Annotated in this window: 10 protein-coding genes; 5 read left to right on the forward strand and 5 right to left on the reverse strand. The window is 57.0% G+C overall.

Annotated elements, in window-relative coordinates; all coding sequences use genetic code 11:
• Positions 1 to 315: 315 nt before the first annotated feature.
• The 3 genes from ETAA8_RS10345 to ETAA8_RS10355 all read right to left on the reverse strand — a co-directional run bounded on the left by ETAA8_RS10345 (position 316) and on the right by ETAA8_RS10355 (position 5,248).
• A complete protein-coding gene (locus tag ETAA8_RS10345) occupies positions 316 to 1,647 on the reverse strand; it encodes a DUF1552 domain-containing protein (protein WP_145087944.1) in 1,332 nt (443 codons plus the stop codon).
• Positions 1,648 to 1,670: 23 nt separating this feature from the next.
• Positions 1,671 to 4,559, reverse strand: coding sequence for a DUF1592 domain-containing protein (locus tag ETAA8_RS10350; protein ID WP_202921731.1), 2,889 nt, complete (start codon positions 4,557 to 4,559; stop codon positions 1,671 to 1,673).
• A 212-nt stretch (positions 4,560 to 4,771) separates the two neighbouring features.
• The gene (locus tag ETAA8_RS10355; RefSeq protein WP_145087946.1) at positions 4,772 to 5,248 is read right to left on the reverse strand and encodes a hypothetical protein; all 477 of its coding nucleotides are present in this window, start codon (positions 5,246 to 5,248) and stop codon (positions 4,772 to 4,774) included.
• Between the two features lie 384 nt (positions 5,249 to 5,632).
• Here ETAA8_RS10355 and ETAA8_RS10365 point away from each other — a divergent pair, with 384 nt between their 5' ends.
• The 5 genes from ETAA8_RS10365 (at position 5,633) to ETAA8_RS10385 (ending at position 13,121) form a co-directional block, all read left to right on the forward strand.
• Positions 5,633 to 7,012, forward strand: coding sequence for a sulfatase family protein (locus ETAA8_RS10365; protein ID WP_145087948.1), 1,380 nt, complete (start codon positions 5,633 to 5,635; stop codon positions 7,010 to 7,012).
• 33 nt (positions 7,013 to 7,045) lie between these two features.
• On the forward strand, positions 7,046 to 8,593 hold the full coding sequence (locus ETAA8_RS10370; protein ID WP_145087949.1) for a sulfatase-like hydrolase/transferase: 1,548 nt from the start codon (positions 7,046 to 7,048) through the stop codon (positions 8,591 to 8,593).
• Positions 8,594 to 8,679: 86 nt separating this feature from the next.
• Positions 8,680 to 10,203 (forward strand): sulfatase, encoded by a 1,524-nt coding sequence (locus ETAA8_RS10375; RefSeq protein ID WP_145087950.1) that lies wholly within the window; start codon positions 8,680 to 8,682, stop codon positions 10,201 to 10,203.
• Between the two features lie 2 nt (positions 10,204 to 10,205).
• The gene (locus ETAA8_RS10380; protein WP_145087951.1) at positions 10,206 to 11,141 is read left to right on the forward strand and encodes an alpha/beta hydrolase; all 936 of its coding nucleotides are present in this window, start codon (positions 10,206 to 10,208) and stop codon (positions 11,139 to 11,141) included.
• 243 nt (positions 11,142 to 11,384) lie between these two features.
• Positions 11,385 to 13,121: a hypothetical protein gene (locus ETAA8_RS10385; protein WP_202921733.1), complete on the forward strand. Its 1,737-nt coding sequence runs from the start codon at positions 11,385 to 11,387 to the stop codon at positions 13,119 to 13,121.
• Between the two features lie 57 nt (positions 13,122 to 13,178).
• Here the strand turns inward: ETAA8_RS10385 and ETAA8_RS10390 are convergent, their stop codons facing one another.
• A complete protein-coding gene (locus ETAA8_RS10390; protein WP_145087953.1) occupies positions 13,179 to 14,234 on the reverse strand; it encodes a WD40 repeat domain-containing protein in 1,056 nt (351 codons plus the stop codon).
• The gene (locus tag ETAA8_RS10395) at positions 14,231 to 15,628 is read right to left on the reverse strand and encodes a DUF1552 domain-containing protein (RefSeq protein ID WP_145087954.1); all 1,398 of its coding nucleotides are present in this window, start codon (positions 15,626 to 15,628) and stop codon (positions 14,231 to 14,233) included. Before ETAA8_RS10395 ends, ETAA8_RS10390 begins: the two co-directional genes overlap by 4 nt.
• Positions 15,629 to 15,655 lie beyond the last annotated feature (27 nt).

Consider the following 15,655-nt stretch of genomic DNA (forward strand, 5'->3'; position numbering starts at 1 on the left):
TCAGGCAGCCTGTTGGCCAATCGGTAAATCGCCCACACCGACGAGCGACCCAGAAACTACGGCCAAATGAGCTGTTTGGCGTTACCCTGTCACTGCTCTCTTCGCAAACGATGCTCTGTATCTCGCTCAACTTTGTTCGCGCATCGGTCAGGGTGGATGCTTTCTGCTCTTCATTGGCGATTGTGGTTTGGCTTACTAGAAGTGTTGCACCTTGCGTGCAATGCAAATATGCCGTTGCGCGCCACCACCTTGCGCAACACGATCTAAATTGACGTGAAATGTCTACCAGTCGGCGACATTGGTGAATTGCGGATGTTAGCTAAGACCTTTCAGTCTGGTCTCCGCATCGCCGAACTTCTCTTGCGTCACACCCATGCGATCGAGCAGCGAGAGGTGTAGCCGACAAAGTTGTTTGTTTTCCTCTTGAGAAAAGTCGAGCACACGGCCGCCAGCAATCGTGCCGCCGCCACGTCCGGCCAGTACCACCGGCAACTGCTTAGAGTCGTGAGCATTGCCATCCATCAGGCTCGAAAGCAGCACGATCATGCTGTTGTCGAGCAAGCTTTGTTCCCCTTCGTTCGTGTCGGCCATTTTCTGGAGCGCTTCGCCCCACATTCTCACGTTGAATTCATTCATTTTCTGATACATCGCTTTATTCTCAGGATTTCGGCCGTGATGCGATAAGCCGTGCGAGTGTCCACGCACCCCGTCAAGAAATCCGTAATCCATGCTCGACAAGTCGTTATTCAACATGAACGTGGCGACCCGCGTTTTGTCCATCTGGAAGGCGAGTACCATGATGTCGAACATTAGTCGCATGTGCTCTTCTACTGACCTGGGTATTGTCGCATCGGGTCGAGGAATGTTCGGCGTTGTGACTGTTGGCTGCCATCCTGCGCCATTTGTATCGACCTTGCTTCGCTTTTCAGCTTGCTCAACACGCTGTTCGAGTTCGCGCACACTGGTGAGATATTCGTTCAACTTGTGCTGATCGTGTTTGCTCAACTGCAACTGCAATGATTTGGCTTCCTCGAGCACAGAGTCGAGGATCCCACGGTTTCGGCGATTGTGCTCGCCACTGTTGAACAAGCGGTCGAACGCAAGACGCGGATAAACCTCTTTGGGGGCAGGTGTGGTCGGTGAACTCCACGAAATGTGTGACGAGTAGAGAGTCGCATAACCGGCTTCGGTACCGCCGCCAGATCCTTCCGTGCCTAACACCAGGCTGGGAATTTCAGTTCTCTTTCCAACCGTTTGTGCCGCCAGTTGATCGACCGACGTTCCCACCTCGACGTCGGTTGTCGTGCGCTTGACGACAAGGCCCGACAACACATTCATCTTGCCGTAATGCCCTTCAGCCGTGCGGTGCGTTGTTTGGTTGCTGAGGCCTGAGACAATCGTCAGCCGGTCTTTTATCGACTCCAACGGGCTCAACGTTTTGGCAAGTTCCAAACCTGCCTCGGTCTGTTTGCCTCCCCAATGGTCGACATTCACGCCGTTACCCATGAAGACGAAACCGATCCGTCGTGGGGCCCCATCGTTCGTGCCTGTCGCGGCGAAGGACTGAATCGATTCCATCCACGGCAAGGCAACTGTTACGCCCAGGCCGCGAAGGAACGTACGGCGGGATTTGTGCGAAGATTTCATGTGATTACCTAGTCGCGAGTGGGCTAGTCCCGGTTACGCCGATTCAAAAACTGCGGGCTGAGTACGATCTTCTCGACGGCCACTGAAAACCGGTAATCGGAATCGGGCAATTCCTTTTCCAATTGTGCTAACAGCGGGCGGTCAGAAATCACCACTTCGCGTCCGAGGGCATAGCCCAACAGTTTTCTGCTGAACTGACGGATAAACAAGGGCCGCATGTCAGCAAGATACTTCTTCAGACCTTCTGAACCCGTAAACTCCTTGCCATTGGCCAGCACGGCCTTGGCATCGATCTGACGACCACTTTCATCAACATCACTCCAGCGGCCGATAGCATCGAAGTTTTGCAGCGCGAAGCCAGGCGGATCAATGCGCGAATGACAACCACGGCACGCTTCGGCACCGCGGTGTTTTTCCAAGCGATCGCGCAGCGACAGCTTGCCCGCAAGACCATCGTCAGTAAGTTCAGGGACATCGGCCGGTGCCGGAGGTGTCTCGATACCAAGCACTGTCTTCACGATCCAGTTGCCACGACGGACTGGACTGGCCCGATCGGGAAATGCAGTTGATGCCAGAATCGCGCCCATGCCCAAAATGCCCCCGCGCGGTGCGCCAATGGGGTGACGAACGAAGCCCGCTTCATCTGCTTCCAATTGAAAGTTGGTTACACCGTAGTGACGCGCAAGTTTGTGGTTCAGAAACGTGTAGTCGCTGTGCAAAATATCGGTGATTGCGGCATCGCTCGCGACGAGCTCCGTGAAAAACCGATTTACCTCGTCGTGCATTGCGATCCGAAGTTCGTCGTCGAACTCCGGGAAGAGCTTGCGATCGATGACACCAAATTGCTGGAAATCGCGAAAGCCAAGCCATTGGCCGAAGAACTCACTCCCCAGCGCGGCTGATTTCGGATTGGCGAGCATTCGTTTGACTTGTTGCTTCAATACATCCGGCTCGAGCAGCGAGCCATCGGCTGCCGCGGACGTCAATTGCTGATCGGGAATCGACGCCCACAGGAAATAACTCAGTCGCGCAGCCAGTTCATACGAGTCAAGCGGCGAGACTGCCTCGGCACTGCGAGGTGGCTCGGTCTTAAACAAAAACTGCGCTGAGAATAAAGTGCGGGCAATGACTTCGCGCGCTGCCTCTTCACGATTCTCCGTCTGTTCCAACGCACGCAGGTAACGCTCCTGAAGATGCTGGGTCTGCTGATCCGTCAGCGGCCGGCGAGTCGCGCGGGCGGCGAACTCGGCCAAGTGACCAACCACCAGGTCATCCCATTGCTTGACTTTGTCAGCCCGCAGCAGGTTTTGGGTCTGCAATTGAAACAGCCGCATGTCGTTAGCAATTTGCCGCGGAATATGTCGCTCGTGCGCTGGGAGTCGCTCGGCTAATTCGTCTGGCGTCAAAAAGTAAACGCCGAGCGGAGCGCGACCTTCGCGAAGATTGGAGCCCGCCTCATCCATTCGGCCACTGCGGCTACCGGGGAAAACAGCGTGGAAAGCCTTGATTGCTCGCTGAAAATTCGCCCAGGTTTCACTTTTGTCCAACGCCTGAATTTTCACCCCTGGTAACACGGACGGTAACACGGGGGGCGATTTGCCGCAGAAAACTTTTGTCTGAATGGACGCGAGCTTTGCGTCGGGATGCTCTACGTCCAGCTTTGACGAAGCACGCAGCAAACCCACTTCGGCGGGCAACACAAGCTTGACGATCGAGGGAGCACGCACGGTGAAACCGTCATCGGGGGCCGTTGTTCCTTCAACTTGCTGACTGCGAAGCTTGTCGACTGCTCGTAGATCATCGAGTTGTTGCCGGAGTGCACTTGCGTTCTTCTCTCCGGACGCAAGTTGTTTCTCGAGCGCGGTGATTCTCGCGGCCACGTAAGCGAAGAGCGGCTGCGGATGTTTGCGGTCCTCACCAAGATAAACCTCAGCTTTGAGCCAGTGTACGACGTCGCCGCGATCACCATCGCCGACATCGGTGACACACAGAAAGAAGGCGTCATCGGGCGATGTTCGTACTGCCTTGTTCGCATCTAGATGTTCACCCATCCACAGCTTCATTTCTTCGGCAATCGTAGCGCATTGTCGCTTGGCGCCAACTTCGTTTTCGGGGCCTGGCAATTGCTGCCAGGGCTCGCGGATGCGACGCAGAAATAGGTTCTTGGTGTCCTTTTGCAGCAGTGTCCACCAGTGAGCCAAGAATGCGGGTTCCAGCCCGGAAGCCTTAGCCAGCTCACCAAGTTCCCCCTGGCCGTGGTGATGCCGCCAGCAGGCAAGCAGGTACTCTTCGATCCGCAAGTCATCGCGCCCTTCGGGCAAGAGTGGGCTAAGACGATCGTAGTACCAACTTCGGACGCGTGCATTCAACTCGGTTGCTACCGACGCTGGGCTGCGAAGACCAACTGGCTCTGTGCGAAACTGAATCCCCGATCCCGGCAATACTGATGCTCGCGAGGCCACATCGCGCGCGGCACGTAGATACTTTTCGAGTTGCTCGGGGCTGACAAATAGTACGTCGCCAGTATTCGTGAATCCTTCTCCGCCACCATTGTCTTTGACAAATGCTTTGGCCAACCCGAGATCCATCCCAGTTAGATCGCGAAGGCTGTTGTCATACTCTGTGTTTGTCAGGCGGCGGAGTGTAACGCGACCGGGATCTCCGGCGTTCGCGTGAGCGATGCGATCGAGTGCATTGTCGATCCAACCTAATAAGCGCTGCTGATCTTCGGCCGAAATCTGCTCGGCTGACTTGGGCGGCATTTCACCGTTGGCAACGACGCGTTGCACCTTTTCCCACACACGATAATTCTTCAGCGCGGCGGCCTCGTCGGCGAACGACGAGAGATCGAGTTCCGCTTCCGGCGATGTTTTAATATGGCAATCGAGACAGGCTCGTTGGAGCGCTGCCACCGCATCTTTCCAACTAGGCGAATTTTGATTGGCACTGAGGATCGCCGGAACGCAGAACGCTAGCCACAACCAAGCGGAAAAAAGTGAGACAAGGCAACGAGGCATGCGACTTTAGTAGAGGAGCTTAAGGATGACGGGGCGGCGAACTGCGGATCCTGAAGGCGATGCGATGACTAACTATTACTCGCGATCACGCAAGCTTTCAAATATAGTCAGCGTGCCAAGCAAGCAGCAAGCAGCAAGCAGCAAGCAAATTGCCGTTGCGATTGAGACCTGGCGACCTGCAAATTCACGAGTGTTAGAGTATTGCTAGCCCGCGGGCCGGCGCCCACGCGATTGTTTTCGGCTTGGGCGCGGAGTGGTTCGTCGAGATCCGTGCGGAAGATCCGCAGCACCGTGGTGGTGGCGGGCTGCTTTTCGTGAGCCGTACCGAGGCAAACTTCGAGCGCCTCTTGGATGTCCGGCTGATTCCCTTTGATCTGCAACAGGTAATCGCAGTTGTGGTCGAGCAGCACTTCGGCGAGCGGCCGAGTCGCATAAATGGCGTCGCCGTTGATTAACTTCAGCAGCGGAAAATCTCGTTTGAGCTCGGCCAAGTGATTCTTCAGCACGCCCGATTCATTGGTCTTCTCGCCGCGCATCGACCACTGTCCGAGGACCACCTTCAAGTTGTGAACGAGCGCGGTCACCAGTTGCACCGGATCAACATCGGTGTCGATCCCTGGAAACTGGTCTTAGCGTCGACGGCTGCTCTCGATCGAAGCCCAGCGATTGAGAACCTCCATCTCTCGGATGCGTGCCAGCAGTCCTAAAAACACCAAAGCCAGGATGCTCACGATCGGATGCCGAACACCACGTGGCTTCCGCGGCTCTTCCACCTGAGCAAACACCCGAACCAATGACGCCATCGCAACCATCGCCCGCAAAGTTCGCTTAAAAGACTTTGCAGGTCGCCTGGGCTATCCGGCAGTCCTTGACCGTGCTTCGGTTCGACACTCGAATAGCACACCAGGAACGGCTGCGCATCCGCTCGCAGCGAGTTCTGAATCCTCTCCCGCCGATAGAGTGTGATCATGCGACTTTCGACTAGCGCAGTCTTTTGTCTATTAGGCCTGCTGCCTTGCGATCGCGTCATTGACGCGGCACCACCACCGAAGGCAAATGTCATCGTCATTTTTGCGGACGATCTGGGGTATGGCGATCTGGGTTGCTACGGTTCGCCCACGATCCGCACGCCACACCTCGATCGTATGGCAGCCGAAGGGTTGCGGTTCACTGACTTCTATTCGGCGTCCGAAGTCTGCACTCCCAGCCGAGCAGCGCTGCTAACGGGGCGTTATCCGATTCGCAGCGGGATGTGCGGAAATCGGCGAGTGTTGTTTCCGAGTTCCAAGGGTGGGCTGCCGCCGGAGGAAATTACCATTGCGGAGGCCTTACGGGATCAAGGGTACGCCACCGCGCACGTCGGCAAGTGGCATCTGGGTATTCACGAAGGATCGCGGCCGCTCGATCAGGGGTTTCAGCATAGCTTTGGCCTGCCCTATTCCAATGACATGGACGCCCGGTCAGACCTGCCACGGGGAGCGACTGGCTCGCCGAATCCACCTCAGGACGGTTGGAATGTGCCGCTGATCCGGGATGGCAAAATCGTCGAGCAGCCGGCCGATCAGACGACACTCACCAAGCGCTACACAAAAGAAGCCGTGCAGTTCATTCGCCAGCAAAAGGACGGCTCATTCTTTTTGTACTTCGCCCACACGTTCCCGCATGTGCCGATGTTCGCTTCGCCGGCGTTCAAGGGAAAGAGCCGCGCTGGCATCTACGGCGATGCAGTCGAAGAGCTCGACTGGAGCGTGGGACAGGTGCTCGACGCCTTACGCACCGAAGGCATTGCCGACCGAACGCTCGTGGTCTTCACCAGCGACAACGGCCCCTGGCTCATCATGGGCGATCAAGGAGGAAGCGCCGGACTGCTTCGAGATGGCAAAGGAAGTACATGGGAAGGTGGCATGCGCGTCCCAGGAATAGCGTGGATGCCGGGGCGCATTAAGCCCAGCGTAACGAGCCAGCGTGCGGGCACGCTGGATTTACTCCCCTCCGCGTTAGCAATTGCCGGCGCACCGCTGCCGGACAAGGTGCCGCTCGATGGGGTTGATTTAGCGCCGCTGCTATTCGCAGCGCAACCGCTCGTGGAACGTCCCTACTTCTACTATCGCGGCGATCAGATCTTTGCCTGCCGTCTCGGCGAATGGAAAGCCCATTTCAAGACTCAAACGGGCTACGGCCAACCTCAAGCAGAAACGCACGATCCGCCGCTCCTGTTTCACCTGGGTCGAGATGCTTCCGAAAAGCGAAACGTGGCGGCCGCACATGCCGATGTGCTCGCCGAGATTCAACAAGCCGTGAAGCTGCACCAGTCGACGATAGTGCCCGGCGTGCCGCAACTCCAATGACTCTCCAATCAACTTTGTGCGAAAGGCAACACCATGAAGATTCGGTTACTTGTGGGTGCTGTTATCGGCAGCTTATTTTGGCTCAGCGCTGAAGTCGCAACGGCAGCAGAGCGGCCCAATGTGTTGTTCATTCTGGCGGATGATCAGTCCCCGTTTGATCTCAAGATCTACAATCCGAAATCCTCGCTGAATTCGCCGAATATCGACCGCCTCGCTGCGGAGGGAATGGTGTTCGACGGTGCCTACCATATGGGCTCATTCAGCGGCGCTGTTTGTACACCTTCGCGGCACATGATCATGAGTGGGCGAACCGTTTGGCACTTGCCAATCGCGCCAGGGGCGGTGCAAAAGGGACTTTGCCCGGCTGGCCTTGAACAGAACACGATTCCGGCCGTCTTCAATCGCGCTGGTTACGCGACGATGCGAACGTGTAAACAGGGGAACAGCTACGAAGCCGCAAACAAACTCTTCACCGTTCGTCGCGACGCTACCAAGCGCGGCGGCACTCCCGAAACGGGTAGCGCGTGGCACGGCGAGCGCGTATTGGAATACCTCGAGGAGCGCAAATCGACACGCGAACAAAAGCCGTTCTTCATCTACTTTGGCTTTTCGCATCCGCACGACGAGCGGGACGGAACACCGGAGTTGCTCGCCAAGTATGGCGCGGTAAATCACACAGATCAAAAGTCGCCACCACCGCTGAATGATAAGCAACCCGCGCTGCCGCCCAACTATCTACCCGAGCATCCGTTTCCTCATGGCCATCCGCGCTTGCGAGATGAAGTGCAAGTTAGTGGAGTTTGGGAGCGCCGCGACGAAGCAACGATCCGCAACGAAATAGGTCGTGAGTTTGCTTGCAGCGAGAACATCGACACTCAGATTGGCCGGGTCTTGGCAAAACTCGAAGAGCTTGGCGAACTTCAGAACACAATCATCGTATATACGGCCGATCACGGCATCGCCATTGGAAGACATGGTCTGCAAGGGAAGCAAAACCTCTATGAGCACACCTGGCGAGTTCCCTTCATCGTGAAAGGGCCGGGAATCAAGGCTGGCTCTCGCGCGCAAGGCAACATCTATCTGTTGGATGTGCTCGCCACGCTTTGCGATCTCGCCGGCATTGAAGCGCCGGCCAGCAGTGAAGGAATCAGTTTCAAGCCGGTGCTTGAAGGACGTCAGGCCGTAATTCGGGACGTTTTGTACGGCGTCTACAATGGCGGCACGAAACCGGGCATGCGATCGGTGAAAAAAGGGGACTGGAAGCTCGTTAAGTACGATGTCATGGACGGTTCAGTTCGAGAGACTCAGTTGTTCAATCTCGCTGAGAATCCGTCCGAGTTAATTAAGGAACATCACGATCCGGGGGTGACAGCGCTTACGAAAGTAACGCCGAACACCGAGCAAGTGAACCTGGCTGGAGATCCGAAGCACGCCGAAAAGTTGAAAGAAATGGAGGCCCTGCTGCTCGCCGAAATGCGTCGGCTTAACGATCCCTGGCGATTGTGGAATCAGCCCGATGATGGACTCATTTCGCCCGCGCAACCCCCTGCTGGAAAAGGCAAAGCTCGATCGAAGAAGTAAAAGCCACAGATCGCACTGTGGGCGTATCAATTGTTAGATCCAGATCACTAATTCGCTGGTTAACCACCTCTCCCGGGATTGCTTCCATGAGAATTCCAGTCGTTCTTGCATTCGCTTTGTTCTGTTTGGTCACTGACAACTCTTCGGCAGCCGATGCAATGCGTCCCAACGTGTTGTTTCTGATTTCCGACGATCTGAACAACATGCTGGGCTGTTACGGCGATCCGCTCGCCAAGACGCCACATCTGGATCGGTTGGCAGCGCGAGGAGTGCGATTCGAGCGGGCCTATTGCTCCTTTCCGTTGTGCGGTCCAAGCCGCAATTCAATGCTGACGGGCCTGTATCCCAACAGTACCGGCATCTTGGCCAATCAGCAGATTTTTCGGCAAACCATTCCGGCGCACCAGAGCCTGCCGCAGGCGTTTCGCAATGCGGGCTATTTCGCAGCGCGGATCGGCAAACTGTATCACTACAACGTGCCGAAGTCGATTGGAACCAACGGACACGATGATCCCGGCAGTTGGGAACTGGAATTGAATCCGGCTGGCGTCGACCGGCTGGAAGAAGAGCCGAAAATTACGACGTTGACCCCCGGCCAATTCGGCGGCACGCTCAGTTGGTACGCTTCGCCGAAGGGCGACCAGTACCATACCGACGGCCTGATGGCTGAGGATGCTGAATGGGTACTGGAACGCTGTGCGAAACGGCAGGATCGACCTTTCTTCTTGGCGGTCGGCTTCTTCCGCCCCCACACACCGTACGTTTCGCCCAAGTCGTACTTCGATCTGTACAACGAAAAAGAAATGCCCGTTGTGCAAGGCGTGAAAGAAGACCAGGCCGACATCCCTGCCCCCGGTCTGGGCAGCTACAAGAAGGAGCAAGACAAACTCACCGATGATCTCCGCCGGCAATGTCGACAGGCATATCTGGCGAGTATCAGCTTTATGGACGCGCAAGTTGGCCGAGTGGTCGCGGCGCTCGATCGACTGGGGCTGGCCGACAACACGATCATCGTGTTCACGAGCGATCATGGTTATCACATGGGCGAGCACGGCCTGTGGCAGAAGATGAGCCTGTTTGAAGAAAGCTCGCGCGTACCAATGCTGATCGTCGCGCCGGGAGAAAGCACGAAAGGAGGAGTGGCGAAAACTCCCGTGTCGCATCTCGATCTCTATCCGACGCTCGCCGAGCTGTGTGGCGTAAAAACTCCGGCCAATCTGCAAGGCCAAAGCCTCGTGCCGATGCTGAAAGATCCGAATGTGAAAGGACGCGGTTGGGCGCTGACTCAGGTCATGCGCGGCGGCGGTCCGGCGAGAGCCTCCGTCACTACCAACATTGGCTCCGATGGGGCAAGGTTCTTTGGCTACAGCTTACGTACGCCGCGTTGGCGTTACACTGAATGGGACGAAGGGAAAAAGGGACGAGAACTTTACGATCACGATGCGGACCCTCGCGAGCTGACCAATCTGGCAAGCTTGCCCGAACATGCTCAAACCGTTGCCGAGTTATCTCAACAAGTTCGAACTGCAGCCAAGTCTACCTATCCGCAGTCAGGAGTTACGCCGGAAATTCAGCCCGGTGTCTGGGCACCCAATCTCACGGAGCCGTAACGATGCATCACTCAAGAAATCACTCACTGGTGTGCTTGTTCGCTTTGCTGAGCGTTGTGCTGTCATCAGCGCGGTCCGCTCCGGCTCAGCCCAAAGAAGCGCCGTTCCGTTGGATCAACAAGCTCCCCGCCGAGCGCACGCCGTTGCTGCTGCATGGCACATTTGCAAGTGCCGCCAATAAGACGGATGTGGGCTACTACGTCTACTTGCCTCCTGGCTACGAACAAGCGAAGAGTTCGGACGGTGCGGTTAAACGATTCCCGGTCATTTATTACCTGCACGGCGGTCGCCCTGGTGGTGAGCACAAGAGCATCAGCATGGCAGCGGTCTTCGACGCGGCGATTAATGCGGGGCGAGTACCGCCGCTGATTTATGTCTTTGTGAATGGCGGCGAAATGAGCCACTACGACTTTCCCGAAAAGCAGTCCCTTGGTGAGACCGCGTTCGTGAAGGAACTGATCCCACACATTGACGCGAACTATCGTACGATTGCCAAACGCGAAGGTCGCGGCATCGAGGGATTCTCTCAAGGGGGTAGAGGTACGGCGCGAATCATGTTTAAGTACCCCGAACTATTTTGCTCCGCAGCCCCGATGGGTGGCGGTCATCAGCACGAAAGACATGCTGCCGAGAACCAAGGTCGCGAAACGAGCGGCGTTCAGTTTGAACCGGGTAACAATACGTACGATCTCGCTGAGGCCTATGCAAAGCGGAAGGATAAGTTCCCATTGCGCATCCTCGTGGGCGTGGGCAAGCAAGATTTCAACTATGAAGCGAATCTAGACTGGATGCGCCATCTCGCCAAGCTAGAAATTCCGTACAAACAAGCAATCGCCGGCGATGCTCCCCACAGTGCAGCAGCCTGCTACCGGAACTTGGGAGATCAGGTCATGTTGTTTCATTCCCAGAGCTTTGCGACTCCGGTCATGACCAAGTAAAAGCAGCCACTTCACAGCTATTCCATCCTGAGTGCAACCAACATGAACCAAACTCGCCGTTTCTTTTTGAAACTCGCTGCACTTTGTTGTTGGTGGCGCTCGGCATCACCTAGCGCTAACGCTGCACCGGCATCAGCAGAACCTCCGCTTCCGTTTGGCTCAGAGTTCGCCAATCTTGATTCCTGTGCCGTTGGCCAGTGGTGGAACAAGCCAAAGCCTAAAGTAGCCAACCCACCACCGCCTATGGATGTGCCCCGCAATGAAGTGGTGGCATTCGCGCTCTATACCCATGATCGGGGCGTGCTCAAGCTCACCGCGCAGCTTTATCCGCTCAAGCCGGATGAGGTGCGGGAGGCGCGGCTGGAGTTTCAACGCGACGGAAAGTGGACGGAAGCTGCCAAGTCGCCAGTTCTGTTTCCCGGCTGGAGTGCTCACTTTCGGCTTGAGAACTGGGACGACACCGAGGACGTGCCCTATCGCGTGCGGCATGCCGACGAAGCGCTCTTCGAGGGGCTAATTCGCCGCGATCCGCGCGATAAGCCAGTGATTGTCGTGGCAAATATGTCGTGTAATTCCAGCCGCACGACGGGCTTGCGACCGGAGATCATCGACAATCTGAAAATGCAGGATCCCGATCTGCTGTTCTTCGCCGGCGATCAAACGTATCGGCACACGGAGCATACTGCTGGCTGGATCGAGTTTGGGTTGCAATTTCGAGAGGTGATTCGCGATCGGCCGACGATCACCATTCCGGACGATCACGATGTTGGTCATCCCAACCTGTGGGGCGAGAATGGCAAGCGCTCGAAAATCAGCGGCAATGCCGACGGCGGTTATTTTTATCCGGTCGAGTACGTCAATCTCGTGCAGCGGGCGCAAACCTGGCACCTTCCTGACCCGGTCGATCCAGCCCCGGTCGAACGCGGCATCACGGTTTACTTCACACGACTCCGCGTCGGCGGTATCGACTTTGCAATCCTCGAAGACCGTAAGTTCAAGACTGGTCCCGCGGGCAAGATTCCCCAGATGGGGCCGCGCCCCGACCACATCAACGATCCGAAGTACGATCCAAAAACAATCGATCTGCCGGGCTTGGAGTTGCTTGGCGAGCGGCAGCATAAGTTTTTACAGAACTGGAGCGAAGACTGGACCGGCGCGGCCGTGAAGGCCGTCCTCTCACAAACGGCTTTCTGCGGTGCGGTCCATATGCACGGCAAGCGGAGCGATCGACTTCTTGCCGATCTCGATTGCAATGGCTGGCCTCAGACGGCTCGCAACAAAGCTCTCGCAGAAATTCGCCGTGTGCAGGCGGTTCATCTCTGCGGCGATCAACATCTGGCGGTGGTGGTGAAACACGGCATTAACGAGTTTGGCGATGGCCCTTATGCTTTCACGAGTCCCGCCCTCGTCAACACCATTTATGGTCGCTGGTGGCATCCACTCGACGAGCAGCCTGGGCCCAATCCCGTTGCTAACAGTCCGTTGCCCTGGACGGGCGACTTCCAAGATGGTCTCGGCAACAAGATTTCGATGCTCGCGTATGCGAACCCCCAGAATATTGCTGACGAGCGCCAACGCTCCGATGGCTATGGCATCGTTCGCTTCGATAAGCAAAAACGCCAAGTCACGTTTGAATGTTGGCCCCGCTTCGCCGACGCGAAAGAGGGTGACCAGGCTCAGTTTGCCGGCTGGCCGATTACCATCGCCGCCGCTGATAACGACGGCCGCAAGCCGGTTGCTTGGTTACCGAAACTTGTTTTCGAGAAAATGCAAGATCCTGTGGTACAGGTCATCGAAGATAAAACAGGTGAGGTGCTCTACACGCTGCGAGTTCCCGGTGAGAGTTATCAGCCCCCTGTATTTGCGGCCGGGGAGTACACCGTAAAAGTTGGCCGCGACCGCCCCAGCCAGTTCCTTTTGAAAGGAATAAAGGGCGAGCCGCGCGACGCAACAAAGCCGATCTCAGTCAAATTTGGTTAAATGTGGCCCTGAGAGCGTATTGCGGCAGCAACGTTCACTTGCTCGTTAACTCATCTCTCATTCCGCCTTCCGCAGCCGCCACAATGTTGCCGTACCGCCAAAGTGCGTGGCCGCGAGCAGGCGATTGTCGGCAGTAATAGCGACGCCAGTTATCCAGCCACTGGTTTGTTCGCCGCTGCCATCGAGTTCCAGCAGTTGCCGACCTGTTGACGCATCCCAAACACAAACGTGCCCATCCAGCCCACCGCTGAGCAAGTATTTTCCATCGGGCGAAAAGCAGACCGTTGATACGCCACGCCGTGGCGGCGCTGGCTTGTCGTGTGCGTCCCAGGCAAGAATCTGCTTCCAATCGATAGTGTTCCACAGACGCAGCTTTGCTTCAAATACACCCGTGGCGAGCCGACCTTCCCGACTTATCGCGAGGCATTGGATCGTGCGCGGCAGTTCGGGCATGTCGATGGTTTTGCTGATCGCACCTTTTTGCACATCAATCAAGCGGAAGGTGCGATCCTGCGCGGAGATCAGCTGCTTGCCGTCCGGCAGGAACGCGACAACTGTTGAACCGAACGCCGGTGGCGGATGATCGATTCGCCGCAATTGCCGGCCGGTGGCCAAGTCCCAGAGCAGAAGACCAAAGCGCTCGTTGGTCGCCACGGAAGGCGGATTAGGGCTAACGCTGGCTAGCAGTTTTGCATCGGAGGAGATTGACAGGCTTCGAATGGCACCGGCCGTCGGTCCCAGTGTGGCGAGCGGCTTGAACGTGTGGGCTTCCCAAACTTTGATCACGCCCTGTGCGCCACCGGCAACGAGGTGTGTGCCGCGTGGGTCTTGCACAATCGCATCGACGGAGCGTTCGTCGACATCGAGCGTTTGCTTAAGTTCACCGCTGCTGGGATCCCACAGGTGAACGCCAGACGTCGCGCCGGTAACAAGCAATGCGTCTCCGTTCACGAACGACAGACAATGCACCGGGTTGCCGATGCTCTTGTTAATCGCCGGATGCCTGAGGACCAGCGGCTCGCTGGCCACGAGCCGCTCTTCCGCATTTGTCGTTCTCTGCGAAGCAAGGACAAGGCAACCAACGATCGCGAACCGAATTGTCACGCAGATCATGCAAGCAGTTCCGTAAGTGGGCCGTTTTGATCGAGGCCCGTTACGAGCAAGTTGAAATTCTCCCGTGGCGCTCCGGCTGCATGCAACAGCGTGCAAAACAGCCGATTGAGCGTTGGGTTGGTTGGCAAGCCGGTGCCCGCCTCGCGTGATTCGCCGTAGTCGTTCTCGACGGTCTTAGCCGTCATCGGGTAGCTGACCAGGTGGCCGGTCTTGAGCGTGCCGCCAAGGTTGCCGAGCAACACAATTGGCCACTGCGTCCCCTGGCTGTGTTGTCGCTCCGCGCTGTCGCTCATGAAGACGACGAGCGTGTTGTCGAGCATCGTCCCATTACCTTCGGGAATGCTTTGCAAGTGCTTCATCAGGTCTGCCGTTCGCTCGGCCATGAAGTGATGTGCCCGGCGGACAACCTCGGTGCCTCGGACACCCAGTTCCGGATCAGGATTGCCATGTCCCGCGCTATGCTGGCCCATGTTCGAAAAGCCCTTGTAGTTCGGGCCGAGACTACCCATGCCCGAGGTGATGGTGATCACGTTGGTCAGGCCGGCCGAGAGGGCTGCAGTGGCAATATCAAACTGAGCATCGATTACGTCGGGCATCGATTGTGGCGGAGCAACCGCTGGCCGCGGAGCGTGCCTGGCGAGTCGGCCGTCTTCCTTTAGTGTGCCGAGCTTCCCCCAGCGTTTGCTGAGCGACTCGAGCGCATCGAGATGGTAGTCAAGTTGCTGGCGCTCAGCGCTGCCCAGGCCGGATTTTATTTGCTTCAAATCACCCGATACAAAGTCGAGCAGATTCTTGCGGGCCAAGAAGTCATTGCGGTCGGTTCCCGCAGCTCCAAACAACGACTCGTACGCCAGTTCCGGCCGGCACTGAATCGGAATCGGCTTGCCCTGGCCCCAGGCGGACAAGCCGTAGGCGGTCGAGGTATCCGTATAGCCGCCATTGATTCCGAGTACGACCAAAGGGAAGAGGCCCGGAGAGATAATCGCCAAGGCTGCGTCGATCGATTCCGCCCGCACGCGCCGTTTGTCGGCCGGCGCTTGCGGCAGGCCGGAAAGCGTGCCGTAGCCGGCGCCGTGATTTGGGTTGAGATGCGTGCCGCGCAAGCCCTGAATGATCGTCAAGCGATCTTTGAAGGGCTCAAAGGGATCAATCACCTTGGCGGGCAACTTGAGCGCGTCCAAGGAAGTAATACGAGTCTTTTCAGTAGCAAGCGGCACGCCCTCAGGCTGCACTTCGCTTTCTCGCAATCCGTTTTCGAACACGACAAAGACAAACCGCTTGGGAGCGGGCGGCTCCACCGCGCTCGCGGCCTGCGCGGTCAGGGCCCTGGCCAGCGGCGATAATAACGCGCCTCCAGCCGCAACTCCGGCAAGCCATTTGCGCCGATCGATCATGGCAATCTCCCGTTCTGAAAAAGCATT

Origin of the sequence: Anatilimnocola aggregata (assembly GCF_007747655.1) — a bacterium.
Taxonomy (GTDB): domain Bacteria; phylum Planctomycetota; class Planctomycetia; order Pirellulales; family Pirellulaceae; genus Anatilimnocola; species Anatilimnocola aggregata.

Bases quoted from the DNA above. Each gene is read 5' to 3' on its own strand.
- ETAA8_RS10395 (WP_145087954.1), bottom strand. From the start codon at position 15,628: ATGATCGATCGGCGCAAATGGCTTGCCGGAGTTGCGGCTGGAGGCGCG.
- ETAA8_RS10390 (WP_145087953.1), bottom strand. From the start codon at position 14,234: ATGATCTGCGTGACAATTCGGTTCGCGATCGTTGGTTGCCTTGTCCTT.
- ETAA8_RS10365 (WP_145087948.1), top strand. From the start codon at position 5,633: ATGCGACTTTCGACTAGCGCAGTCTTTTGTCTATTAGGCCTGCTGCCT.
- ETAA8_RS10380 (WP_145087951.1), top strand. From the start codon at position 10,206: ATGCATCACTCAAGAAATCACTCACTGGTGTGCTTGTTCGCTTTGCTG.
- ETAA8_RS10345 (WP_145087944.1), bottom strand. From the start codon at position 1,647: ATGAAATCTTCGCACAAATCCCGCCGTACGTTCCTTCGCGGCCTGGGC.
- ETAA8_RS10375 (WP_145087950.1), top strand. From the start codon at position 8,680: ATGAGAATTCCAGTCGTTCTTGCATTCGCTTTGTTCTGTTTGGTCACT.
- ETAA8_RS10370 (WP_145087949.1), top strand. From the start codon at position 7,046: ATGAAGATTCGGTTACTTGTGGGTGCTGTTATCGGCAGCTTATTTTGG.
- ETAA8_RS10385 (WP_202921733.1), top strand. From the start codon at position 11,385: ATGGATGTGCCCCGCAATGAAGTGGTGGCATTCGCGCTCTATACCCAT.